At 62.5% G+C, this 20,431-nt stretch carries 23 protein-coding genes; 17 read left to right on the forward strand and 6 right to left on the reverse strand.

Annotated elements, in window-relative coordinates; genetic code table 11:
• Nucleotides 1-3: 3 nt before the first annotated feature.
• From CXP40_RS19265 to CXP40_RS19300, 8 genes are all read left to right on the forward strand, one after another.
• Entirely contained in the window at nucleotides 4-801 is a 798-nt protein-coding gene (locus CXP40_RS19265) for an IclR family transcriptional regulator (protein WP_099524705.1), read from the forward strand.
• Complete coding sequence (locus tag CXP40_RS19270; RefSeq protein WP_106735060.1) at nucleotides 798-1,775, forward strand: 2-dehydro-3-deoxygalactonokinase; 978 nt, start codon at nucleotides 798-800, stop codon at nucleotides 1,773-1,775. The genes CXP40_RS19265 and CXP40_RS19270 overlap by 4 nt, the downstream gene beginning before the upstream one ends.
• Nucleotides 1,768-2,391, forward strand: coding sequence for a 2-dehydro-3-deoxy-6-phosphogalactonate aldolase (locus CXP40_RS19275; RefSeq protein ID WP_106735061.1), 624 nt, complete (start codon nucleotides 1,768-1,770; stop codon nucleotides 2,389-2,391). Before CXP40_RS19270 ends, CXP40_RS19275 begins: the two co-directional genes overlap by 8 nt.
• Nucleotides 2,392-2,452: 61 nt before the next feature.
• Nucleotides 2,453-3,469, forward strand: a complete 1,017-nt coding sequence (locus tag CXP40_RS19280; protein WP_106735062.1) for a tripartite tricarboxylate transporter substrate binding protein — start codon at nucleotides 2,453-2,455, stop codon at nucleotides 3,467-3,469.
• Nucleotides 3,470-3,530: 61 nt separating this feature from the next.
• On the forward strand, nucleotides 3,531-4,019 hold the full coding sequence (locus CXP40_RS19285) for a tripartite tricarboxylate transporter TctB family protein (RefSeq protein WP_106735063.1): 489 nt from the start codon (nucleotides 3,531-3,533) through the stop codon (nucleotides 4,017-4,019).
• Between the two features lie 35 nt (nucleotides 4,020-4,054).
• Entirely contained in the window at nucleotides 4,055-5,560 is a 1,506-nt protein-coding gene (locus CXP40_RS19290) for a tripartite tricarboxylate transporter permease (protein ID WP_256579497.1), read from the forward strand.
• The gene (locus CXP40_RS19295; protein ID WP_099524693.1) at nucleotides 5,557-6,336 is read left to right on the forward strand and encodes an SDR family NAD(P)-dependent oxidoreductase; all 780 of its coding nucleotides are present in this window, start codon (nucleotides 5,557-5,559) and stop codon (nucleotides 6,334-6,336) included. Before CXP40_RS19290 ends, CXP40_RS19295 begins: the two co-directional genes overlap by 4 nt.
• Complete coding sequence (locus tag CXP40_RS19300; protein ID WP_079784921.1) at nucleotides 6,333-6,773, forward strand: heme-binding protein; 441 nt, start codon at nucleotides 6,333-6,335, stop codon at nucleotides 6,771-6,773. Before CXP40_RS19295 ends, CXP40_RS19300 begins: the two co-directional genes overlap by 4 nt.
• Nucleotides 6,774-7,039: 266 nt before the next feature.
• Here the strand turns inward: CXP40_RS19300 and CXP40_RS19310 are convergent, their stop codons facing one another.
• From CXP40_RS19310 to argH, 4 genes are all read right to left on the reverse strand, one after another.
• Entirely contained in the window at nucleotides 7,040-7,792 is a 753-nt protein-coding gene (locus CXP40_RS19310) for an endo alpha-1,4 polygalactosaminidase (protein ID WP_256579498.1), read from the reverse strand.
• Nucleotides 7,793-7,863: 71 nt separating this feature from the next.
• A complete protein-coding gene (locus CXP40_RS19315; protein ID WP_106735066.1) occupies nucleotides 7,864-8,343 on the reverse strand; it encodes a GNAT family N-acetyltransferase in 480 nt (159 codons plus the stop codon).
• A 100-nt stretch (nucleotides 8,344-8,443) separates the two neighbouring features.
• A complete protein-coding gene (locus tag CXP40_RS19320; RefSeq protein ID WP_106735067.1) occupies nucleotides 8,444-8,905 on the reverse strand; it encodes a sn-glycerol-3-phosphate transporter in 462 nt (153 codons plus the stop codon).
• Between the two features lie 63 nt (nucleotides 8,906-8,968).
• Nucleotides 8,969-10,363 (reverse strand): argininosuccinate lyase, encoded by a 1,395-nt coding sequence (gene argH, locus CXP40_RS19325; protein WP_106735068.1) that lies wholly within the window; start codon nucleotides 10,361-10,363, stop codon nucleotides 8,969-8,971.
• A 232-nt stretch (nucleotides 10,364-10,595) separates the two neighbouring features.
• On the opposite strand from argH, the gene CXP40_RS19330 reads away from it, so the two are divergent.
• The 8 genes from CXP40_RS19330 (at nucleotide 10,596) to rsd (ending at nucleotide 18,027) form a co-directional block, all read left to right on the forward strand.
• On the forward strand, nucleotides 10,596-11,669 hold the full coding sequence (locus CXP40_RS19330; protein WP_106735069.1) for a sensor histidine kinase: 1,074 nt from the start codon (nucleotides 10,596-10,598) through the stop codon (nucleotides 11,667-11,669).
• Entirely contained in the window at nucleotides 11,666-12,412 is a 747-nt protein-coding gene (locus tag CXP40_RS19335) for a LytTR family DNA-binding domain-containing protein (RefSeq protein WP_099524679.1), read from the forward strand. The genes CXP40_RS19330 and CXP40_RS19335 overlap by 4 nt, the downstream gene beginning before the upstream one ends.
• A gap of 93 nt (nucleotides 12,413-12,505) precedes the next feature.
• Nucleotides 12,506-13,444 carry a hydroxymethylbilane synthase gene (gene hemC, locus CXP40_RS19340; protein ID WP_106735070.1) on the forward strand — a complete coding sequence of 313 codons (939 nt, stop codon included), beginning with the start codon at nucleotides 12,506-12,508 and terminating at the stop codon, nucleotides 13,442-13,444.
• Nucleotides 13,441-14,211, forward strand: a complete 771-nt coding sequence (locus tag CXP40_RS19345; RefSeq protein WP_106735071.1) for a uroporphyrinogen-III synthase — start codon at nucleotides 13,441-13,443, stop codon at nucleotides 14,209-14,211. Before hemC ends, CXP40_RS19345 begins: the two co-directional genes overlap by 4 nt.
• A 12-nt stretch (nucleotides 14,212-14,223) precedes the next feature.
• Nucleotides 14,224-15,357, forward strand: coding sequence for a uroporphyrinogen-III C-methyltransferase (locus CXP40_RS19350; protein ID WP_106735072.1), 1,134 nt, complete (start codon nucleotides 14,224-14,226; stop codon nucleotides 15,355-15,357).
• Nucleotides 15,354-16,601, forward strand: a complete 1,248-nt coding sequence (locus CXP40_RS19355) for a heme biosynthesis HemY N-terminal domain-containing protein (protein WP_106735073.1) — start codon at nucleotides 15,354-15,356, stop codon at nucleotides 16,599-16,601. The genes CXP40_RS19350 and CXP40_RS19355 overlap by 4 nt, the downstream gene beginning before the upstream one ends.
• A 151-nt stretch (nucleotides 16,602-16,752) precedes the next feature.
• Complete coding sequence (locus tag CXP40_RS19360; protein ID WP_099524669.1) at nucleotides 16,753-17,244, forward strand: disulfide bond formation protein B; 492 nt, start codon at nucleotides 16,753-16,755, stop codon at nucleotides 17,242-17,244.
• A 309-nt stretch (nucleotides 17,245-17,553) separates the two neighbouring features.
• Entirely contained in the window at nucleotides 17,554-18,027 is a 474-nt protein-coding gene (gene rsd, locus CXP40_RS19365; RefSeq protein WP_099524667.1) for a sigma D regulator, read from the forward strand.
• A gap of 63 nt (nucleotides 18,028-18,090) precedes the next feature.
• On the opposite strand, the gene CXP40_RS19370 is transcribed toward rsd, so the two are convergent.
• Nucleotides 18,091-18,738, reverse strand: a complete 648-nt coding sequence (locus CXP40_RS19370) for an FKBP-type peptidyl-prolyl cis-trans isomerase (RefSeq protein ID WP_106735074.1) — start codon at nucleotides 18,736-18,738, stop codon at nucleotides 18,091-18,093.
• Between the two features lie 195 nt (nucleotides 18,739-18,933).
• Here CXP40_RS19370 and CXP40_RS19375 point away from each other — a divergent pair, with 195 nt between their 5' ends.
• Nucleotides 18,934-19,962 carry an AlgP family protein gene (locus CXP40_RS19375; RefSeq protein ID WP_106735075.1) on the forward strand — a complete coding sequence of 343 codons (1,029 nt, stop codon included), beginning with the start codon at nucleotides 18,934-18,936 and terminating at the stop codon, nucleotides 19,960-19,962.
• Here CXP40_RS19375 and CXP40_RS19380 read toward each other — a convergent pair.
• Complete coding sequence (locus CXP40_RS19380; protein WP_106735076.1) at nucleotides 19,959-20,402, reverse strand: TIGR02444 family protein; 444 nt, start codon at nucleotides 20,400-20,402, stop codon at nucleotides 19,959-19,961. The two genes, CXP40_RS19375 and CXP40_RS19380, sit on opposite strands and share 4 nt — an antisense overlap.
• Nucleotides 20,403-20,431: the final 29 nt, after the last annotated feature.

A 20,431-nucleotide genomic window follows, 5' to 3' on the forward strand; every position in this document is an offset into this window, starting at 1 on the left:
GTTATGTCCGATAAAAATAACAACCAAGCACCCATGGGTGCCCAGGCGCTTTTCAGAGGCCTGGCTGTGATCGACGCCGTCGCACAGGGGGCCAGCAGCCTCGCTGATATCGGTGCGAGTATTGGCTGCACGCGTAGCACCACCCATCGTCTGATCACCGCTCTGGTGCAGGCAGGTCATTTGCGCGCCATTGGCGGTAGCGCTGGTGGCTATCAACTCGGTCCGAAACTCATCGAACTCGGCTACAAGGCCCGCGCGCAGATGCCGCTGGCTAACGTAGCGCGTCCTCATCTGGAGGCGCTGGCGCGGCTAACTCAGGACACCGTGCACCTGGGCGTGCGTGAAGACGGTGATGTGCTCTACATCGAGAAGTTGCCGAGCAGTCGCGGTCTGGAAATGCGCTCGCGAATCGGCCTGCGCATGCCTCTGGCCCTGACGGGGATTGGTAAGTCGCTGATGCTTGACCTGACTGAAGCGCAGTGGTTGGAGCTATACGAGCAGGGCTTGCAACGCCGCGCCGGGCAGTCTGGCTTGCGCGAGGTGTTTACGCCTTGGGATGAGTTTCGCGAGCTGATGAACGGCTACGCCAAGGGCGGTTTCAGCCTCGATCTGGAGGAAAACGAGCTGGGCGTGCGCTGCGTCGCAGCGCCAGTACGCGATGCCAGCGGGCAGATCGTCGCCGCGCTGAGTGTTGCCAGTGCCATCCCCTATATGCCGGAAGCACGTCTGCACGAGTTGCGCCCGGACGTAACGGCTTGTGCCGTCGCCATTTCCCGTGAATTGGGTTGGAGTGCCTCATGACCGAATGCCTCGCCCCGACGCTGATCGCACTCGACTGGGGTACCTCATCGCTACGCGCTTATCTACTTGGCGAAGGCGGCCGGGTGCTGGCTTCGCAGAGTCGGCCATGGGGCGTGCAGCACACGCCGGATGGCGATTTCGCCCGAGCCTATGAAGAGTTGATTGGTGAATGGTACCGCCAATGGCCTGAGCTGCCTGCGCTGGCGTGCGGCATGATCGGCAGCCGCCAGGGCTGGCGTGAGGTGCCCTACGCTGTGTGCCCGGCTACGGCGAACGATCTGGTTGATGGTTTGCTGGCTTTGGATACTGCCTGCGGCACGCTGCACCTGGTACCCGGGGTGCTCGATGCAGGTGCGTTGCCCAACGTGATTCGAGGTGAGGAAACCCAGGTCTTCGGTGCTCTGCAACTGGCCCCTGAACTACGTGATAACGCCTTGCTGGTTTTGCCGGGTACCCACAGCAAATGGGTCACGGTGCGCGACGGTGCGATCAGCCACTTCGCGACCTACATGACAGGCGAGCTGTTCGCGGTCTTGCGTGACCATTCGATTCTTGGCCGCCCGGCCCGTGAGCAGGGTAGCGAGCGCAGTGATGCGGCGTTCTTTCGCGGGCTCGATGCTGCTCGGCAGAGCGGCGCCGAAGGTATTTCTGGCCGTCTGTTCAGCACCCGCAGTCTTTTGCTCACCGACCGTCTGAGCGCAGGGCAAAGCCTGGATTATCTCTCCGGGCTACTGATCGGCGAGGAGCTGCGCGGTGTACTCGCCAGTCTTGAGGGTGGCGTCTGTCCGCCGCTGGTGCTGATTGGCGATGTGCACCTGTGTGAGCGTTATCGATTGGCCCTGTCTCGTTTCAGCGTGGACTCCGTGCGCATCCTGGAACACGCCGGGGTCGTGGGGCTCTGGCACCTGGCCTACGCTGCTGCTCTTGTCACCGCCCCGCCCGCCGCCGTTTCGAGGAGCGTCCTGCATGTCTGATTCCTACCTGCAGCAATTGCCGCTGATCGCCATTTTGCGCGGTGTCACCCCTGAGGAGATCGTCCCCATAGGCTTGGCGCTCTATGAGGCAGGCTTTCGCCTGATCGAGATTCCACTGAATTCGCCGCAGCCGCTGCAGAGCATCGGCTTGCTGGCGGCTGAACTGGGCGATCGCGCGCTGATCGGGGCCGGTACCGTGCTCAGCACCGGGCAGGTCGAGCAGGTGGCGCAGGCCGGTGGCCGCTTGATCGTGTCGCCCAACTGCAACCCTGAAGTGATTCGCGCCACACGCCGTGCCGGGCTATTCAGCTCGCCGGGGGTGGTCACGCCGAGCGAAGGCTTCGCTGCGCTGGAGGCCGGTGCTCAGGTGCTCAAGCTGTTTCCCGCCGAGCAGTTCAACCCTTCGATCATCAAAGCCTGGCGCGCGGTGTTCGCTCGTGACATCGCCCTGCTACCGGTTGGCGGCATTACACCCGCAGGCATGGCCACGTTCGTCGCTGCGGGTGCCAGCGGTTTCGGTCTCGGTTCGGCGTTGTACAGGCCGGGGATGAGCGTGACCGAGGTCAGCGAGAACGCGGCAGCCTTCGTGGCCGCCTGGAGAGCAACGCAACACTGACATTCGCTACACCCAGTCACCATGACAGCTGTACTCGACAATAATAAAAGGAGAGCTCGTTATGCTCGTTAATCATGCATCCCGCATGTCGCAGTCTTTCACCCTCGGCAAATTGCTGAGTCGCGCCGGTTGCAAGCTGGCCGCACTAACCCTTGCACTGGGCCTGGCCATGCCGACGATGGCCGCTGAGTGGCCAAGTCGTCCGGTGAGCATTGTTGTGCCGGCAGGTGCGGGCGGTGGTTCCGATGGAACCGCGCGAATCCTGTCCAAGTACCTCAAACAGGAGCTGGGCCAGCAGTTCAATGTCATCAACCTGGGGCAGGGCGGTGGCGTGGTTGGCATCCAGAAGATCATCAGCTCCAAGGCCGACGGCTACACCTTGGGCATCTTGTTCAACTATGCCCACTACAAGGAAATGGGCCAGGCTGACTTCCAGGCTAGTGATTTCACGCCCATCGGCCAGTACAACTTCGACCTGGCCGGCTTCCAGGTCAAAGCCGATTCGCCCTTCACCAATCTGCGCCAAGCGCTCGATGCGCTGAAGGCTGACCCCGCCAAATACGCCATCGCCTGCGCCGGCGGCTGCGGGGGTTCCTGGCCGATGGCCGTGGCCGGGTTGCTGGATGCCTGGCAGGTCGACCTGCAAAAAGTGCGCATGATCCCCGGCCAGGGGGCCGCTGCGGCGATGCAGGATCTGGCTGCTGGCGGTGTCGACTTCGTGCCTTGCTCGTTGCCCGAGGCCGACGCGCTGCTGCGCTCGGAAAAAGTACGCAGTCTCGCCGTATTCGGTTCCGAGCGTCAGGCCGCCTACCCGGATGTGCCGACCCTGAAAGAGGAAACTGGCCTGGATCTAGAGCTAGGTTCGTTCCGCGCACTGGTGGCGCCTGCCGGCCTGCCAGATGACATCAAGGTCAAGCTCGAAACGACCCTGGAAAAAATCTACAACGACCCCGAATGGCGCAAGGAAATGGAAGATCGTGGCTTCCGTCCGCAGTGGCGCAACGCCGAGGCCTTCGGAGAGTACCTGGAACAGCACACCCGCGACGTTCAGGCTCTGATCGGCAAGCTCAATCCTTAACCGACACAGTGGCCGCCTATGCCTGGTAGGGGGCCACTGCCGATCGACAGGAGCGCACAGTATGAAATTCAGCGACATCACTCTTGGGGTGAGCTTCACCCTGCTCGGGTTGGCTGTGTTGGTACACGGTCAGCAGATGAAAACTTCGCCGTTCTTCCAGTACGGCGCCGGCTTCTTTCCTTCGATCATCGGCAGCCTGTTGGCGGTCTGCGGGGTGATCCTGCTGATCAAGGGCATCCGCCTGACGCTGGTTCAGCAAGGCGGTTTCTGGCTGGTGCAGGCCGGTCCCTGGATGCGTGATCGCGAACGAGTGATCAATTTCGTGCTGGTGCCGCTGTTGGTGGTGGCGTTCATCGCGGCTATCGAAAGCGTCGGTTTCCCGTTGTGTAGCGTGTTGTTGGTGGGGTTGCTCTGTCAGCGCTTCAGCGGTCGTCCGTTGCTGTCCTGGGTGACCGCGGTGCTGGTTACGGTGTTTCTCTACCTGTTTTTCCAGCAGTTGATGAGCGTGCAATTGCCCATGGGCGTTCTCACCTACTGTCAGGGGCGCTGAGCGTGGACGCGATAATCAATGCTTTCAGTATGGTCATGACCTTCGAAGTCCTGGCGGTAATGATGATTGCCGCTCTGTACGGCCTTTTTGTCGGCGCCATTCCTGGCCTCACTGCCAGTATGGCGGTAGCACTGATGGTGCCGGTGACCTTCTTCATGGACCCGGTGCCAGCGATTGCCGCCATCGTCACCATGGCCGCCATGGCGATCTTCTCCGGCGACCTTCCCGCCGTGTACATGCGTATGCCCGGTACACCGGCATCCGCGGCCTACACCGAGCCCTGCCATGGGCTGTCGCAGCGAGGCTTGGGTGAGTATGCGCTAAGCATGAGTGCAGTCAGCTCGGCCATCGGCGGCAGCGTCGGCGTACTGGCGCTGATCCTGTGCGCGCCATTCCTGGCCGAGTTCGCCCTCAACTTCAGTTCGTTCGAATATTTCTGGCTGGCCTGCATGGGCCTGACCGCTGCCATTGCCGTGTCGGACAGCTCGCCGGTCAGAGGTGCAGTGTCGCTGCTGCTCGGCTTGCTGGTTGCCAGCGTGGGGCTGGACCCGGTTTCCGGTGAGGCGCGGTTTACCTTCGGCAATGCTGACCTGCTCGGCGGTTTGGGTTTCATCCCGGTGATCATTGGTCTGTTCGCCGTGGCGGAGATCCTACGTTTCTGCACCCGTAACAGTCGCGCGGGCAACTCCCGGCAGGCCGCCCTGGTGCCTCAAAAGCCGATGCTGCTGCAGGCGCTGCGCGACATCTTCAAGTACAAGGTGGGTGTTGCTCGGGGCTCGTTTGTCGGGGTGCTGGTGGGTATTCTGCCGGGGGCAGGGGCTGACGTGGCCGCGTACATCTCCTACGCCATGTCCAAGCGCGCAGCAGCCCGACGTACCACGCCGGATGAGGTCAACATGGCCAAGATCGTTCCGGCTACCGCAGCCAACAACGCAGCTGTGGGTGGCAGTTTCATTCCGGCCACGGTGTTCGGGATTCCCGGAGATTCGCTGACCGCCATTGTCATCGGCGTACTGTTCATGAAGGGCCTGAATCCGGGCCCAACGATCTTCACTGAGAACGCCGACATGATCAACGCGGTGTTCCTGGCGTTCCTGCTCGCCAACCTCATGCTGATTCCTTTCGGTTTTCTCGCCATCAAGCTGTTCAAACGCGTGTTGCAGGTGCCGCAGAGCATCCTCATGCCGGTGATCCTGGCGTTTTCTATCGTCGGCGCCTTCGCCGTGGAAAATACGCTGTTCGCCATCGCCATCATTCTCGCCTTCGGCGTCATCGGATTCTTCATGGAAGAAAACGGTTTTCCACTGGCACCGATGATTCTCGGCATCGTCCTCGGGCCGATGCTCGAGGAAACCTTCATCACCTCGATGATGCGTGCCCAGGGCGACCTGATGGTGTTCTTCGAGCGCCCGGTATCGCTGGCGCTCGCCATCATCACCCTATCTCTGTGGCTACTGCCGCTGTTGTTGCGCTTATTCAAGCGCCGTACGGGCATTGCCCCGGAATCCCCTGCTCACCGTCAAGAGGAATGCACCCAATGACCTTCAACGACCTGCGCGGCAAACGCGTTCTGATCACCGGCTCCACCCTCGGTATCGGTTTGGCTACCGCGCGCGCCTTCGCCAAGCTTGGCGCCCATGTCGGTATCACCGCACGCAACACGCCGGCTAACCTCGATGCACTGCTCAGCGAGTTGTCAGCCGATGGTGGCCAGGCGGCGTTCTTCGCTGGCGATCTCGGCAAGACCGAGGCCTGCGTGGCCACGGTTGCGGCGTTCGTCGAGCGTTTCGGCGGTATCGATGTGTTGATCAACAACGCCGGGGCACTGCTGGAACGTCGTGGCCTGGAGAGCATCGATGATGCCTTTTTCGATGCGATGACCAACGTCAATCTGCGTTCGGCGCTGATGGTCACCCGTGAAGCCATTCCCCATTTGCGCGCGTCGGCCAAAGCCAGCGGACAGAGTGCGGCAGTGATTACTACCGGCTCGATCGCCGCCCACGGCGGCGGTGGTCCCGGCGCTAGCCTCTACGCTGCGGCCAAGGCCTGGTTGCACAATATTCAGCGCAACTGGGTACGTGAATTTACCCCGGCCAATATCCGCTTCAACATCGTTTCGCCTGGCACCGTGGACACCGCGTTCCACGCCGATAAGGACGATGCTGCGCGCGCAGCGGTCAGTAGCACCATCCCGATGGGCCGCTTCGGTACCCCGGAGGAAATGGCACCGTCTTATCTGTTCCTCGCGTCACACGCCTGCAGCGGCTACATCACCGGCCAGGTGCTCGATGTCAACGGTGGGCAGGCAATGCCATGAATGCATCAGACCGATTCGCTCCCGGCGTCCTGAGTTATGGCGCTCCTGTCGATTTGCAGCAGGCGCGACATATTGCTGCAGCGGCTGAGCGTGAGGCGTTGGCCAACGGCTGGCCGATGGTGATTGCAGTGGCCGACAGCGGTGGAAATTTGGTGCTGTTGCACAAGCTCGATGAGGCGGCACTGGGCAGCGTCGAGATAGCGATCAAGAAGGCCTCAACGGCGGCGCTGTTCAAGCGCTCGACCAAGGGCTTCGAGGAAACCCTGGCAACCGGCGGCGCGGCACTGCGCTTGCTGTCGATGCACAATGCCATTCTGCTTGAGGGTGGCGTGCCGCTGGTACAGGATGGCAAGGTTATCGGCGCTATAGGCGTGTCAGGTATGCACCCGACTCAAGACGGGCAGGTGGCGCTGGCCGGCGCTGCAGCGCTGGGCTAAGCACAGCGCCCGCGTATGCAACGTGCGCGGGCGTGTTCGCCGAGCAGCGGTTGGCAATTGCCTGCAGGTTTTCATGGGTATTGAACCGCGCAGTCATCAACTCGCAACAGGTACGCGTGTTCGCCGGTCAGGCGATAGCCGGCCTACTCGCTCTGCACGTAGGCGCCGTAGCGTTCGTAGAATTCTATAGCCGCGGTGCTCCAGTTCAGCTCCGACTATTCAAGGTGGCCACCGCCGGGTAGCGCCTTGCCGGTTCTGATGAGGGCTCAGTCGCAGGGGACGCCAACGCCTTTCAGGCTGACTTTGAAGAATTGCAGACGAAAGCCGGAGTTCGCGGCCCGACTGCAAAGACTCTTATTGAGGGTGCGGTATTCGGCGATGAAGATCGGTTTGCCCTGGCTGCGCATGTGACTGTAACCGTCGCATTCGTTGTAGCGATAGCAACTCTCGTTGATGGCAAAGTCGAAGTAGTCGCCAAGTGACGGCAGCAGTTCTACGGCATTCTTCAGGCCGATGCTCAGGTCGCGACTATGTGCCTCGCTGGCTAGCCAACGATTGAAGTCTATTTGCTGGGCTTCCGTCAGGCCCAGGCCGTTGTCATTGCTGTAGCCGTCCACGTTGTCCGGATCGACAGCGTCGCAGCCTTTTTCTACGGCCAGGTCCAGGCGTTTGGCGAGTAGTTGGCGCACATCCTCACGGCGATAGTCGAGCCAGTGCTCACCCGGCCAATCAGGCAACGCCTTGCCCAGAGCCGCCGTTGGGTAGGCCTGAGCGTCGCTGCGCCAATCTTCCCAGGTGCCCGCACTGAAATAGCAGATGACGATACGCCCACCCGCCTTGAGATTGGTGATGGTTTGCTTGGGCGTGTCGTACAGGTCTATGTCATAGACCAGGCGATTGGGTGTTTGCAGTTTGCCATCGAGTTGCATGTGCCAGGACGCATTGGCGGGAATGGTGACTGGTGTCGCCGCCGATAGCGCCGGGGCGATAACGCTGAGCAGTGCAAGGAGTGTGCGCATGATGGTCCGGGACTGGTGGAGGTGTAATTACCTTAGGCCAGAGGTGTTGCTCTAGCCAGGCGCTGGCTTGCTCAGCCTGCGGCGAAATCCAGCAAGGCCTGGCCAGCCAGGCGGTAGGTTGTCCACTCACTTTGCGGGCGGGCACCGAAGGATTCATAGAAGTCGATGGCCGGAGTATTCCAGTCCAGCACTGACCACTCGAAGCGGCCGCAGCCGAGTGCTACTGCCAGTTGTGCCAGGTGGCGCAGCAGCGCCTTGCCAGCGCCCAGGCCTCGAGCGTCTGGGCTGACGTAAAGGTCTTCCAGATAAAGACCGTGTTTGCCCAGCCAGGTGGAGTAGTTGAAGAAATACACCGCGTAGCCGATGGGCTGGCCTCCGTTTTCGCAGATCAGGCCGTGGGCGGTGCTGCCCTCGGCGAACAGGCTATCGCGGATACCGGCGGCATCGGTCTTCACCTCGTGCTCGGCCTTTTCGTAGATGGCCAGGTCGGTGATGAAGCGCAGGATCAGCTCCGCGTCGTCAGGGGTGGCGGGTCGAATGTGCAGGGACATGAGTCTCTCCTGGCGCGACACACTGCGCGTGCTGTCGCGTGGTTGGATGCGTACGTGTTATCGGTCGGCGATGAGTTCGTGACGACCTTTGCTGAGTCCGTTAAAGGCGCAGGCCAAGGTTGACCATCAGTGCGGCGTTGCCCAGCAGTACCAGTTCCGCCGCCATGCCGTGACTCTGCACGCCCAGCGAAGGAATGATCGCTGGCGCTACGCCGAGGTGATTGAGGGGGATCTTGTCGCGGTACTCGCCGCGATAGCCGTGCAGCAGGCCGCCTGTCAGCTTGGCATAGAACGGATGGTGGTCACTCTCGAAGCGCCGTCCCACGTAGGCGTACTGCGAACTCTGGTCGAACGAGTTGCGAAAGACCGCGCCGCCCCAGAGGTTACCGGACGCATAACCACGCTCCAGTCCGATCAGCCGCTGGTGATTGTTGTGGTCAGGCTCGGGGTTGTAATGCCGCGTGTAGACGCTCGTCTGTACTTGCCAGTAGTCATGTTCAGTCGCGACTGCTGATGTTGCCAGCAGGCTCAGTAGCAGGGTCGTAGGGAGTGTGTAACGCATGGCAACCTCCTGGTCGAATGGCCTGCCTTGGCAGGGGCGGCGCGCCGCCGCCCCTTTGCGACCTCAGCGGCTAGCGAGAAGTTCGCGGCCACGCACTACCGCAGCGCGCACCTGATTCGGTGCGGTGCCGCCGATATGGTCGCGAGCGCCGACCGAGCCTTCCAGGGTCAGCACGGCGAATACATCGTCAGTGATCTGTTCGCTGAACTGGCGCAGTTCGTCCAGGCTCATCTCGGCCAGGTCCTTGCCGGTCTGCACACCGTATTTCACGGCGTGCCCGACGATCTCGTGGCAGTCGCGGAAGGGCAGGCCCTTGCGTACCAGGTAGTCGGCCAGGTCGGTGGCGGTGGAGAAACCGCGCAGTGCCGCTTCGCGCATGATTTCGCGCTTGGGCTTGATCGCCGGCACCATGTCGGCGAAGGCGCGCAGGCTGTCGCGCAGGGTGTCGGCGGCGTCGAACAGCGGTTCCTTGTCTTCCTGATTGTCCTTGTTGTAAGCCAGTGGCTGGCCTTTCATCAGGGTCAGCAGGCCGGTCAGGGCGCCGAATACGCGGCCGGTCTTGCCGCGCACCAGTTCGGGCACGTCCGGGTTCTTCTTCTGCGGCATGATCGAGGAGCCGGTGCAGAAACGATCCGGCAGGTCGATGAACTGGAACTGGGCGCTGGTCCACAGCACCAGCTCTTCGGAGAAGCGCGACAGGTGCATCATCGCCAGCGAGGCAGCGGCGCAGAATTCGATAGCGAAGTCGCGGTCGGAAACGCCGTCCAGCGAGTTGCCGCCAACAGCGTCGAAACCTAGCAGTTCGGCAGTGATCTCGCGGGCAATTGGGTAGGTGGTGCCGGCCAGTGCGGCTGAGCCCAGCGGCATGCGGTTGGTGCGTTTGCGGCAGTCGACCAGGCGCTCGTAGTCGCGCGCGAGCATCTCGAACCAGGCCAGCAGATGGTGGCCGAAGGTCACTGGCTGGGCGGTCTGCAGGTGGGTGAAGCCGGGCATGATGGTGTCCGCTTCGGCTTCGGCCAGGCCCAGCAGACCCTGCTGCAGGCGGGTGATCTCGGCCTGGATGACGTCGATCTCGTCGCGCAGCCACAGGCGGATGTCGGTGGCCACCTGGTCGTTACGCGAGCGGCCGGTATGCAGCTTCTTGCCGGTGACGCCGATTCGGTCGGTCAGGCGCGCCTCGATGTTCATGTGCACGTCTTCCAGATCGACGCGCCAGTCGAACTGGCCGGCTTCGATCTCGCCCTGGATCTGCTTGAGGCCGTCGATGATGGTGTCGCGCTCGGCATCGCTGAGTACGCCAACCTTGGCCAGCATGGTGGCATGGGCGATGGAACCCATGATGTCGTGGCGGTACAGGCGCTTGTCGAATTCCACCGAGGCGGTGAAGCGGGCGACGAAAGCGTCGACGGGCTCGCTGAAGCGGCCGCCCCAGGACTGATTGGTTTTTTCACTGCTCATGATTTGGGCTCGGAATCGGGCGGGCCACGTTGGCGGCCAGCATGGCGGACAAAGTGCGTCGATAATAACAGGGTCGGCAAGCGTTTCGACGTGCCACATTCGCCGTCGGGCAGGGGACGGTGGTGTCGGCTGCTTCACAAATCTATCGCGAAGGTGGCATTTCGGTGCTTTATTTTGTCCGGCTGGAGCCGTCTGGCTTGCCGGCTAGCAGGGCGACACGGAAACTGCGTCGATGCATACAAAATCGCTTGCCAAGAACAAACGTATCGACGACTTCTTCGTCCCGGAACTGTGCCAGCCGGAAGCCCTGCTGAGCATGGTGCTGCTGGCTGAGCTGCTGGTACTGGTGCTGGTGCTCGCCGAACCGATGACGCCGGGTTTCGACTGGGTGCGCCTGGCCCTGACCTCATTGTTCGTGCAGTGGATCGTGCTGCTGTCGGCTGCCGTGCTATGTCGATTGCGGCCCTTGCTGGCGCGCCTGCCGCCGGCGCTGGCTGGCGGCCTGTGCTGTGTGCTGGTGGTGCTGCTGACTCTGGGTTGTACGGCGGTGGCTGACTATTACGAGCTGGGCGGGCCGCTACCACGCAGTGGTGAAGTGAATCTTTATCTGCGCCATGCGTTGATCAGCCTGATCATGTCCGCACTGCTGCTACGCTATTTTTATCTGCAGAGCCAATGGCGTCGGCAGGAGCAGGCCGAGCTGCGTGCGCGGATCGAGTCGTTGCAGGCGCGGATTCGCCCGCATTTTCTGTTCAATAGCCTCAACAGCATTGCCAGCCTGGTCACGCTCGATCCGTACAAGGCCGAGCAGGCGGTGCTGGATCTGTCGGATCTGTTTCGCGCCAGCCTGGCCAAGCCCGGCACGCTGGTGCCGTGGAAGGAGGAACTGGAACTGGCGAAACGATATCTATCGATCGAGCACTATCGGCTCGGCGAGCGACTACAGTTGCAGTGGGAGGTCGAAGGTGTGCCGGAGGATCTACCGATTCCCCAGCTGACCCTGCAACCTCTTTTGGAGAATGCGCTGATCTATGGCATCGCGCCGCGTATCGAAGGCGGCCTGGTGCGGGTCGAGGCGGATTACCAGGATGGTGTGTTCAGCTTGTGTGTCAGCAATCCGTATGAAGAGCGGGGCGAGCAGCACCCGTCGCGGGGAACGCACCAAGCGCTGAGTAATATCGATGCGCGCCTGGCGGCACTTTTTGGGCCGAAGGCGAGTCTCAGCGTGGAGCGCCGTGACGGCCGTCACTACAGCTGTCTACGCTATCCTTGTGCGAGACTCACGCAGGAAGCCAGAGCAATATGAATGTCCTGATCGTCGATGACGAACCCCTTGCCCGCGAGCGCCTCAGCCGTATGGTCGGTGAGCTCGAGGGTTACCGGGTCCTGGAGCCCGCCGCCAGCAATGGCGAGGAAGCCCTGACCCTGATTGATAGTCTGAAGCCGGATGTGGTCCTGCTGGATATCCGCATGCCCGGTCTCGACGGCCTGCAAGTCGCTGCCAAATTGTGCGAGCGTGAAGCGCCGCCAGCGGTGATTTTTTGCACGGCTCATGACGAATTCGCTCTGGAGGCCTTCCAAGTCAGTGCCGTGGGCTATCTGGTCAAGCCTGTGCGCCCTGAGAGCCTGAGCGAAGCGCTGAAAAAAGCCGAACGGCCCAACCGTGTGCAACTCGCGGCCCTGACCCGGCCTGCGGCGGAAACCGGCGGCGGCCCGCGTACTCATATCAGTGCGCGAACCCGCAAGGGCATCGAGCTGATCCCGCTGGATCATGTGGTCTACTTCATCGCCGACCACAAGTACGTCACCCTGCGTCACGAGGGCGGCGAGGTCCTGCTGGATGAGCCACTGAAGGCGCTGGAAGACGAATTCGGTGACCGCTTCGTGCGTATCCACCGCAATGCACTGGTGGCGCGTGAGCGTATCGAGCGTCTGCAGCGCACCCCGCTCGGACACTTCCAACTGTTCCTCAAGGGGCTCGACGGTGACTCGTTGGTGGTCAGCCGTCGCCATGTGGCCGGTGTACGCAAGATGATGCAGTCGCTATAACAGGGCGCCGGCTGCGGCCTATGGCCGCCTCCTTCCGCCGGCGTCGGGCGAGCCTGTTATGATTTGCGGCAATCGGTTTTCTGGAATTGCCTCATGTCCCGCGAAATTCGCATCGCCACCCGTAAGAGCGCCCTGGCCCTGTGGCAGGCTGAATATGTTAAAGCCCGTCTGGAACAGGCCCATCCGGGCCTCAAGGTCAGCCTGGTGCCCATGGTCAGCCGCGGCGATAAGCTGCTCGACGCGCCGCTGGCGAAGATCGGTGGCAAGGGGTTGTTCGTCAAGGAGCTGGAAACCGCGCTGTTGGAGAACGAGGCCGACATCGCCGTGCACTCTATGAAGGACGTGCCGATGGATTTCCCCGAGGGCCTGGGCCTTTACTGCATCTGCGAGCGTGAAGACCCGCGCGACGCCTTCGTTTCCAATACCTACTCCAGCCTTGATGCACTGCCCGAGGGCAGCGTGGTCGGCACTTCCAGCCTGCGCCGCCAGGCGCAACTGCTGGCGCGTCGGCCGGACCTGAAAATCCAGTTCCTGCGTGGCAACGTCAATACCCGTCTGGCCAAGCTCGATGCCGGCGAGTACGACGCCGTCATCCTCGCCGCCGCAGGCCTGATTCGCCTGGGCTTCGAAGATCGCATCCGCAGCTCGATCAGCGCCGAGGACAGCCTGCCGGCCGGCGGCCAGGGTGCCGTGGGCATCGAGTGCCGCAGCGCCGACAGTGATGTGCATGCTTTGCTGGCACCGTTGCATCACCGTGAAACCGCGCTGCGCGTTACTGCCGAACGTGCGCTGAACAAACATCTCAACGGCGGCTGCCAGGTTCCCATCGCCTGCTATGCCCTGCTCGAAAATGACCAGCTATGGCTACGCGGCCTGGTCGGCCAACCTGACGGTGGCCTGTTGCTGCGCGCCGAAGAGCGCGCTGCCAGTGGTGATGCTGAAGCCCTGGGGGTGCGTGTCGCCGAGGCGCTGCTGGCGCAAGGGGCCGACGCCATTCTCCAGGCCGTTTACGGTGAGGCCGGCCACTCTTGAGTGCATGGCGCCTGCTGCTGACCCGTCCAGCCGAGGATTGTGCAGTGCTGGCGCAGACCTTGGGTGCGCAAGGCGTGTTCAGTCACTGCATGCCGCTGCTGGCCATCGAAGCGCTGGATGAGACGGCCGAGCAGCGCGAGGCCTTCGCCACATTGCAACGCTACTGTGCAGTGATCGTGGTCAGTAAACCGGCTGCTCGCATGGGGTTGCGGCTCTTGGCGCAATATGCGACGCAGACGCCTGATCTGCCCTGGTTTAGCGTTGGCGCTGCCACCGCCGCCGTGCTCGCCGAGCAAGGCTTGTGCGTGCACTTTCCAGATTCGGCCGATGACAGCGAAACGCTGCTCGCTCTACCTGCGCTACACCAGGCGATTGCCGCGGCATCTGCGCCGCGTGTTCTGATCCTGCGTGGCGAGGGTGGCCGAGAATTCCTTGCCGAGCACTTGCGCGGCCAAGGCGTGACGGTCGACTATCTGCCACTGTATCGCCGTGTACTGCCGCAGTATGCATCGGGCGAGCTTAGTCAGCGGGTGCGAGCGGAACGCCTGAACGGCCTGGTTGTCAGCAGTGGGCAGGGTTTCGAACATCTGCAACAGCTAGCCGGCGATGACTGGCCGGCGTTGGCTCGGCTACCCTTGTTCGTACCCAGTCCGCGCGTCGCCGAACAGGCCCGCGCTGCGGGTGCACAGATCGTTGTGGACTGTCGTGGCGCCAATGCCGCGGCCTTGCAGGCAGCCCTGGAGCAGTTTCCGGCTGCCGCCCTCTAAAAGGACGGATACGTGAGCGAAGCATCCACCCCGAACACGCCAGAAGAAAAACCGGCCAGCGAAGCCGTGAAACCCACCACCACACCGCCACCCACGAAGCTACCCCGCAGTGGTGGTGGTAGCGGTCTTGCCGCATTCGCTCTGCTGATCGGTTTGGCAGGTGCCGGTGCCGGTGGCTGGAGCCTCTGGCAACTGCATGAAATGCAGAGCCGGGACCAGCAGCAGGCCGAAGACCTGCAGCGCACCCGCGACGACAGCGCGAAGAAAGTGGATGACTTGGCCCAGCGCCTGGATTCGCGCCTGTCCGCTCTGCCCAGCGCAGCTGAACTGGACGAGCGCCGCCGCCTGCTGGCTAACCTGCAGAGCGATCAGCAGCGTATGAGCCAGCGTCTGGAAAGCGTGCTCGATGGCAGCCGCCAGGATTGGCGTCTGGACGAAGCCGAGCACCTGCTACGCCTGGCGACTTTGCGGTTGTCGGCATTGCAGGATGTCGCCAGCGCCGAAGCTCTGGTGTTGGCTGCCGATGAAATCCTCCGTGAGCAGGACGACCCTGCGGCCTTCGCCGCCCGCGAGCAACTCAGCCGTAGCCTGGAAGCGCTGCGCACCACGGCGCGCCCGGATCGCGTTGGCCTGTTCCTGCAACTGGGCGCCTTGCGTGAACAGGCAGCAACCCTCAATCCCCTGGCGCCGACCTTCGAAGGGCAGGGCGATGTGCTTTCCGATCTGGCAGCCGAAGGCGATGGCAGTGCCTGGTGGGGCGAGTGGGTGAAGAAGCTTTCGGAATACTTCCGTATCGAATTCGATGCCGATCGCAACGTGCGTCCGCTGCTGTCCGGGCAAAGCCTGTCGCAGGTACGCCTGAGTCTGTCGTTGGCGCTGGAGCAGGCACAGTGGGCCGCTCTGCATGGCCAGACCGGTGTCTACCAGCAGTCCTTGAAGCAGGCCGAGGAAATCCTCGACGCCCACTTCAATCTGGACAATCCGGACAGTCGCGCCCTGCGCCAGCGCTTCAAGGAGCTGGCCGATGCCAGCATCGAGGTCAAGGTGCCGGACCTGAGTGACTCGCTCGATGCGCTGCAGGCCTACCTGCAACGCAAGCAGGCGCAACGTCGGCAGGGGGCCGCCGCGGCCGAGGAGGCGCAATGAGACGCCTGATCTGGCTTCTGCTACTGCTGGCCGTCGCAGTCGGGTTGTATCTGCTCAGCCTGGCCATCGAGGCCGACCGCGGCTATGTGTTGTTCGCTTACAAGGGTTTCCGTTACCAGTCCGGCCTGTGGGCATTCCTTGGCCTGCTGGTGGTCGTGGTGGTGCTCTACTACCTGATCAAGTGGACGTTGCGTCTGTTGCTCAGCTCGACGCGGCTGGCCAACCCCTGGTCGCGTCTGCACCGCAGTCGTCGCGTGCGTCTGGCCTCCGAGCAGGGCATGCAGGATCTGGCCGAAGGCCGCTGGGCGCGTGCACAACGTCAGTTGACTCGTGCTGCCGAAGCCGACAGCCGACCGTTGATGTATTACTTGGGCGCAGCACGGGCTGCCAACAAACTCGGCCAGCACGAGCAGAGCGATGCCCTGCTTGAGCGTGCGTTGAGCAAGCAGCCTCAAGCCGAGCTGGCGATTGCCCTGACCCACGCCGAGCTGCAACGTAATCGTGGCGACAGTGAGGCTGCGCTGGAGACCCTGCAGGCGATGCGCGAGCGTCATCCGGGTCATCACCTTGTCCTGCGCCAGCTTCAACGGTTGTACTTGCAGCGTCAGGACTGGTCGGCACTGCTTGGTCTGCTGCCTGAGCTGCGCAAGGAAAAGGCCCTGCCTGCCGCCGAACTTGACGAACTGGAGCGCGAGACCTGGCGCGGTCGTCTGGCTGATGCCGGGCAGCTAGGTCAGGGCGATGGTGAAACCGCACTGCAGCCGCTGACCCAAGCCTGGCAACAGCTTTCTTCACCGCTGCGCCAGGAGCCTGAGCTGATTGCCACCTACGTCGAGCAATTGCGTCGACTGGGTGCGCAGGAAGAGGCCGAAGAAGTTCTGCGTGGCGCGCTCAAGCGTGGCTACGATAGCCGTCTGGCGCGCTTCTATGGCGTGCTGCGTGGCGCCGATCCGGCGCGTCAGCTGCAAACCGCCGAACTCTGGCTCAAGCAGCATCCGCAGGACCCGGCCCTGCTCTTGACCCTGGGCCGCCTGTGCCTGCAGAACCAGCTGTGGGGCAAGGCGCGCGATTACTTCGAGACCAGTCTGAAGATCGAACGTCATCCGGAAACCTGTGCCGAACTGGCGCGTCTGCTGGCACAGTTGGGCGAGCTGGAGCGCAGCAATCAGCTACTGCTGGAAAGTCTTGGCTTGCTGCATCAGGGCTTGCCTTCTCTGCCTCAACCGCAGGGCGTCAGCGCTTGAGTGACTGCGGCTGATTGCCGCGGTAGGCTTGGGATGCGGACGGAGGGGCGTTACAGCATGATGAACAGCCGACTCTGAGTCACGGGGCGCCTTGAAAGGCGCCCTCGCTTTCCTCTACCGTACTGCCCTCGATTTCCCTCCCGGAGCCACCATGCATTTGGCCAGTCCGCGTCCCCTGTTTTTCCTGGCATTCATCGGCTGCGTATTGCTGATGGCGGCTGCGCTGTACCTGGAACACGTCGTCGGGCTGGAGCCCTGCCCGATGTGCGTGCTGCAACGCATCTGCGTGGTGTTGTTCGGCGTGGTCTGCCTGATCGCGGCGATCCATGGGCCAGGCAGCGTAGGGCGTCGCGTTTACGCGGTACTGGCGCTGCTGTTTGCTGGTGCGGGCGCCGCCACCGCCGGCCGGCAGATCTGGCTGCAGAGCGTGCCAGCCGATCAGCTCGAAGCGTGCCTGCCGAGCCTCGAGTTCATGATGGAAGCTCTGCCGATGCAGGACATCGTGCGCCTGGTGTTCCAGGGCAGTGCTGACTGCGCCGAGGTGAAATGGACGCTGTTCGGTATGAGCATCCCCGAGTGGAGCCTGCTGGGTTTCATCGGCATGCTCGGGTTCTGCCTGTTCCAGCTGCTGCGTCGCGATTGAGAATGCGAATTGCGCGAAGCCATACCGCTCGTGGCTTCGACATTAAACGCTCGTATGAAATTTTCTCGCTGCGATGCCTTGATGGTGTGTGCCCACGAGCATAATCTGGCTCGCACGTACCGCCGGAAAAACGCCATTTTCCGACTTTTTTCTGAGGTTAAGGCACCGATTGACAAAAAGTCGTCGGGTTCGGCTTTTAACGTCGCGTAGCGACGGCCAGAAGGGTGGCTAGCAAGGAGGCAGGCCATAAAAAACGTCTCGGGAACGGGCGTATAACAGGCAGCAGCGACAAGGGAAGCGAGGTTCATCATGCTTGAGAGTTGTCAGAACGCACAGGAACGCTGGGGCGGGGTTCACCAGATGATCGATCGCTGGCTGGGTGAGCGCCGCGAACTGGTGCTGGCCTATACCGCTATCACCAAAGCGCCACAGGCACCTGCCATCAATTGCGAATCTCTGCAGGGCTTCTGCGAGCTGCTGGTGGACTACGTTTCGGCGGGGCACTTCGAGGTCTACGAACAACTGACCAACGAGGCCAAGGCCTTCAACGATCAGCGTGGTCTGGAGCTGGCCAAGCAGATCTATCCGCGCATCGAAGCCATTACCGCGGTTGCGCTGGCGTTCAACGACCACTGCGACAATGGCGATTGCCGCGACAGCACCTCATTGGTGGCGGAGCTCAATCATCTTGGGCAATTGCTGCATGAGCGCTTCGAACTGGAAGACTGCCTGATCGAGGTGCTGCACAACTCCCATCAGGAACAGGCTGCCGAGGCGATCTGAACGCCTGATGCCAATGGCCCGGATGGCTCCGGGCCGCTTGTCTGTTCGAAACCGGGTTGGCGCTCAATCGGCCACATCGAGCAAGCGCAGATCGAACACCAGTGGCGCATAGGGTGGTATCAGGTCACCCGCACCTTCTTCTCCGTACGCCTGATCCGCTGGAATTACCAGGCGCCAATGAGCGCCTTTCGGCATTTGCAGTAACGCGCTGCGCCAGCCGGCGATCAGACTGTCCAGGCGAAACCACTGCGGCGTGCTGCTTTCATCGAAGACGCTGCCGTCGGCCAGTTCGCCGCGGTAAATCACCTGCACTCGGCTGCGAGCGGTGGGTGTCGGGCCGCTGCCAGGGCTTAGCTCCGTCACCAGGACGCCGTTGGCCAGCGCCCGCACGTTCGGGCGGCGACCTTGCTCGGCGAGAAAGCGCCGCTCGGTTTCGATGGTTTTGGTGTGGCGCTGTGGCGAGGCGTCGATACGCGCTTCGTGTTCATCCAGCAGCTGCTCGATTCGACCTGCGTCGAGTCGCAAGGGCTTGCCTTCGTAGGCCTGGCGCAGGCCTTCGAGCAGCTCGCTCAGTGGCAGGTCAGGCACCTCTTCATGCAGTCGCTCGCCAAGGCGTACGCCCAAGCTGTAGGCCAGATCCTGCTGGTGCTGGTCGGCCTGCGCGCCCAGGCTGCAGCAGATGGCGAGGGCGGCGATTACGGCGCGGCTCATGACGGTGTCTCCCGATCAAGATACTTGGCAGGTTGTTGAGGTTTCGCTGCGCCGTAGCGTGCTCTGCAACAGCTAAAAGGTCTCGCCGATTATGCCAGCGCACTTCGGCATCTGCTCGGCTCGCCAAAAGGCCTATGGCGAGGCCTTGCGGCTGCGTCTAGTATGGGCTCGTTCACATCCGCCTGGAGGCGCGCCATGTCGGCCAAGAAGAAGTCCATCACTACCCCTTTGCACCTGCTGCACCAACTGTCTGCCAGTTTGCTCGAACACCTGGAAAATGCCTGCTCGCAAGCTCTGATCGACGCTGAGAAATTGCTCGCCAAGCTGGAAAAGCAACGTGGCAAGGCTCAGGAAAAACTGCACAAGGCCCGCAGCAAGCTGCAGGACGCCGCTGTTGCCGGCAAAGCCAAGGCGCAGGCCAAGGCAAAGGATGCAGTCGCCGACCTGGAAGAGTTGCTCGATGCACTCAAGTCCAGTCAGAGTGAAACCCGCACCTATATCGCTCAACTCAAACGCGATGCGCAGGAAAGCCTGAAACTGGCCCAGGGTGTTGGCAAGGTCAAGGAAGCAGTAGGCAAGGCCCTGTCGGTTCGAGAGGCTAAAGTGGCTGCTCCCGCCGCTAAACCTGCCAGCAAACCCGCAGCTGCGAAGAAGCCGGTAGCTGCCAAGGCTCCTGCCAAGAAGGCTCCAGCCAAGGCTGCCGCGGCCAAACCCGCCGCTACGAAAACCCCAGCCAAACCGGCCGCTGCCAAGCCTGCAGCTGCAAAAGCACCGGCTAAACCCGCTGCTGCCAAGCCAGCTGCTGCAAAAGCGCCGGCCAAACCAGCTGCCGCCAAGCCAGCTGCTGCAAAAGCGCCGTCCAAACCGGCCGCTGCCAAGCCTGCAGCTGCAAAAGCACCGGCTAAACCTGCTTCTGCCAAGCCAGCTACTGCGAAGGCGCCGGCCAAACCGGCTGCTGCCAAGCCAGCTGCTGCGAAGGCGCCGGCCAAACCGGCTGCTGCCAAGCCAGCTGCTGCGAAAGCCCCAGCTAAACCGGCTGCCGCCAAGCCAGCCGCTGCAAAAGCCCCAGCGAAACCCGCTGCTGCCAAACCCGCGGCTGCAAAAGCCCCGGTCAAGCCGGCGCAGCCCAAGGCCGCGACTGCTCCCGTAGCTCCCGCCGCCGCTCCGGCGCCTGCCGCGGCCAGCAATGGTGCCGCTGCTCCAGGTACGTCGAACGCGTCCTAACGGGCGGCAACGGCGCCGCGCAGCACATGCAGCGCGGCGCTGTCATTTCCGGCAAGGGGCTGCAGCCAGTCGCTGCCCGCGTTCTCGCTCGGCCAATCCCTGGTCAGGGCTTCCAGTCTTTTCAGCAACAGTCGCTCGGCTTCCTGCTCCAATCGTTTGAGTTGCTCGCGCAGGGGCGCCAGTTCGGCATCCTGGCTTGCTGCTGCCCGCCATTGCTGGCGTGTCTGCCGCAGTGGCATGACGACGTTCTGCTGCCAGGGCTGCGCCAGGTCGCGAAGGGCGTTTAGATAATCGTCCCGGCAAGGAACGCCGCGCTGCTCCAGCCAGGCGCCGGTCAGCAACAGGCAGACATCGCAGCCTGCATCCTGCAACTGAAGACAGGCACTTTCCACGCCCGGGCGAGCGTAGAGTTGCACGGCGAAATTCCACAGATCCTGCACGCGGCCTCCCAGGCGATTTCGGGGCGAAA

The sequence above is a fragment of the Pseudomonas sp. YY-1 genome (assembly GCF_002843095.1).
GTDB classification, from domain to species: Bacteria; Pseudomonadota; Gammaproteobacteria; order Pseudomonadales; family Pseudomonadaceae; genus Aquipseudomonas; species Aquipseudomonas sediminis_A.

What these genes read in the sequence shown, in the direction of transcription:
- CXP40_RS19265 (WP_099524705.1), top strand. Translation starts at nt 4, where the DNA reads ATGTCCGATAAAAATAACAACCAAGCACCCATGGGTGCCCAGGCGCTT.
- CXP40_RS19270 (WP_106735060.1), top strand. Translation starts at nt 798, where the DNA reads ATGACCGAATGCCTCGCCCCGACGCTGATCGCACTCGACTGGGGTACC.
- CXP40_RS19275 (WP_106735061.1), top strand. Translation starts at nt 1,768, where the DNA reads ATGTCTGATTCCTACCTGCAGCAATTGCCGCTGATCGCCATTTTGCGC.
- CXP40_RS19280 (WP_106735062.1), top strand. Translation starts at nt 2,453, where the DNA reads ATGCTCGTTAATCATGCATCCCGCATGTCGCAGTCTTTCACCCTCGGC.
- CXP40_RS19285 (WP_106735063.1), top strand. Translation starts at nt 3,531, where the DNA reads ATGAAATTCAGCGACATCACTCTTGGGGTGAGCTTCACCCTGCTCGGG.
- CXP40_RS19290 (WP_256579497.1), top strand. Translation starts at nt 4,055, where the DNA reads ATGACCTTCGAAGTCCTGGCGGTAATGATGATTGCCGCTCTGTACGGC.
- CXP40_RS19295 (WP_099524693.1), top strand. Translation starts at nt 5,557, where the DNA reads ATGACCTTCAACGACCTGCGCGGCAAACGCGTTCTGATCACCGGCTCC.
- CXP40_RS19300 (WP_079784921.1), top strand. Translation starts at nt 6,333, where the DNA reads ATGAATGCATCAGACCGATTCGCTCCCGGCGTCCTGAGTTATGGCGCT.
- CXP40_RS19310 (WP_256579498.1), bottom strand. Translation starts at nt 7,792, where the DNA reads ATGCGCACACTCCTTGCACTGCTCAGCGTTATCGCCCCGGCGCTATCG.
- CXP40_RS19315 (WP_106735066.1), bottom strand. Translation starts at nt 8,343, where the DNA reads ATGTCCCTGCACATTCGACCCGCCACCCCTGACGACGCGGAGCTGATC.
- CXP40_RS19320 (WP_106735067.1), bottom strand. Translation starts at nt 8,905, where the DNA reads ATGCGTTACACACTCCCTACGACCCTGCTACTGAGCCTGCTGGCAACA.
- argH (WP_106735068.1), bottom strand. Translation starts at nt 10,363, where the DNA reads ATGAGCAGTGAAAAAACCAATCAGTCCTGGGGCGGCCGCTTCAGCGAG.
- CXP40_RS19330 (WP_106735069.1), top strand. Translation starts at nt 10,596, where the DNA reads ATGCATACAAAATCGCTTGCCAAGAACAAACGTATCGACGACTTCTTC.
- CXP40_RS19335 (WP_099524679.1), top strand. Translation starts at nt 11,666, where the DNA reads ATGAATGTCCTGATCGTCGATGACGAACCCCTTGCCCGCGAGCGCCTC.
- hemC (WP_106735070.1), top strand. Translation starts at nt 12,506, where the DNA reads ATGTCCCGCGAAATTCGCATCGCCACCCGTAAGAGCGCCCTGGCCCTG.
- CXP40_RS19355 (WP_106735073.1), top strand. Translation starts at nt 15,354, where the DNA reads ATGAGACGCCTGATCTGGCTTCTGCTACTGCTGGCCGTCGCAGTCGGG.
- CXP40_RS19360 (WP_099524669.1), top strand. Translation starts at nt 16,753, where the DNA reads ATGCATTTGGCCAGTCCGCGTCCCCTGTTTTTCCTGGCATTCATCGGC.
- rsd (WP_099524667.1), top strand. Translation starts at nt 17,554, where the DNA reads ATGCTTGAGAGTTGTCAGAACGCACAGGAACGCTGGGGCGGGGTTCAC.
- CXP40_RS19370 (WP_106735074.1), bottom strand. Translation starts at nt 18,738, where the DNA reads ATGAGCCGCGCCGTAATCGCCGCCCTCGCCATCTGCTGCAGCCTGGGC.
- CXP40_RS19375 (WP_106735075.1), top strand. Translation starts at nt 18,934, where the DNA reads ATGTCGGCCAAGAAGAAGTCCATCACTACCCCTTTGCACCTGCTGCAC.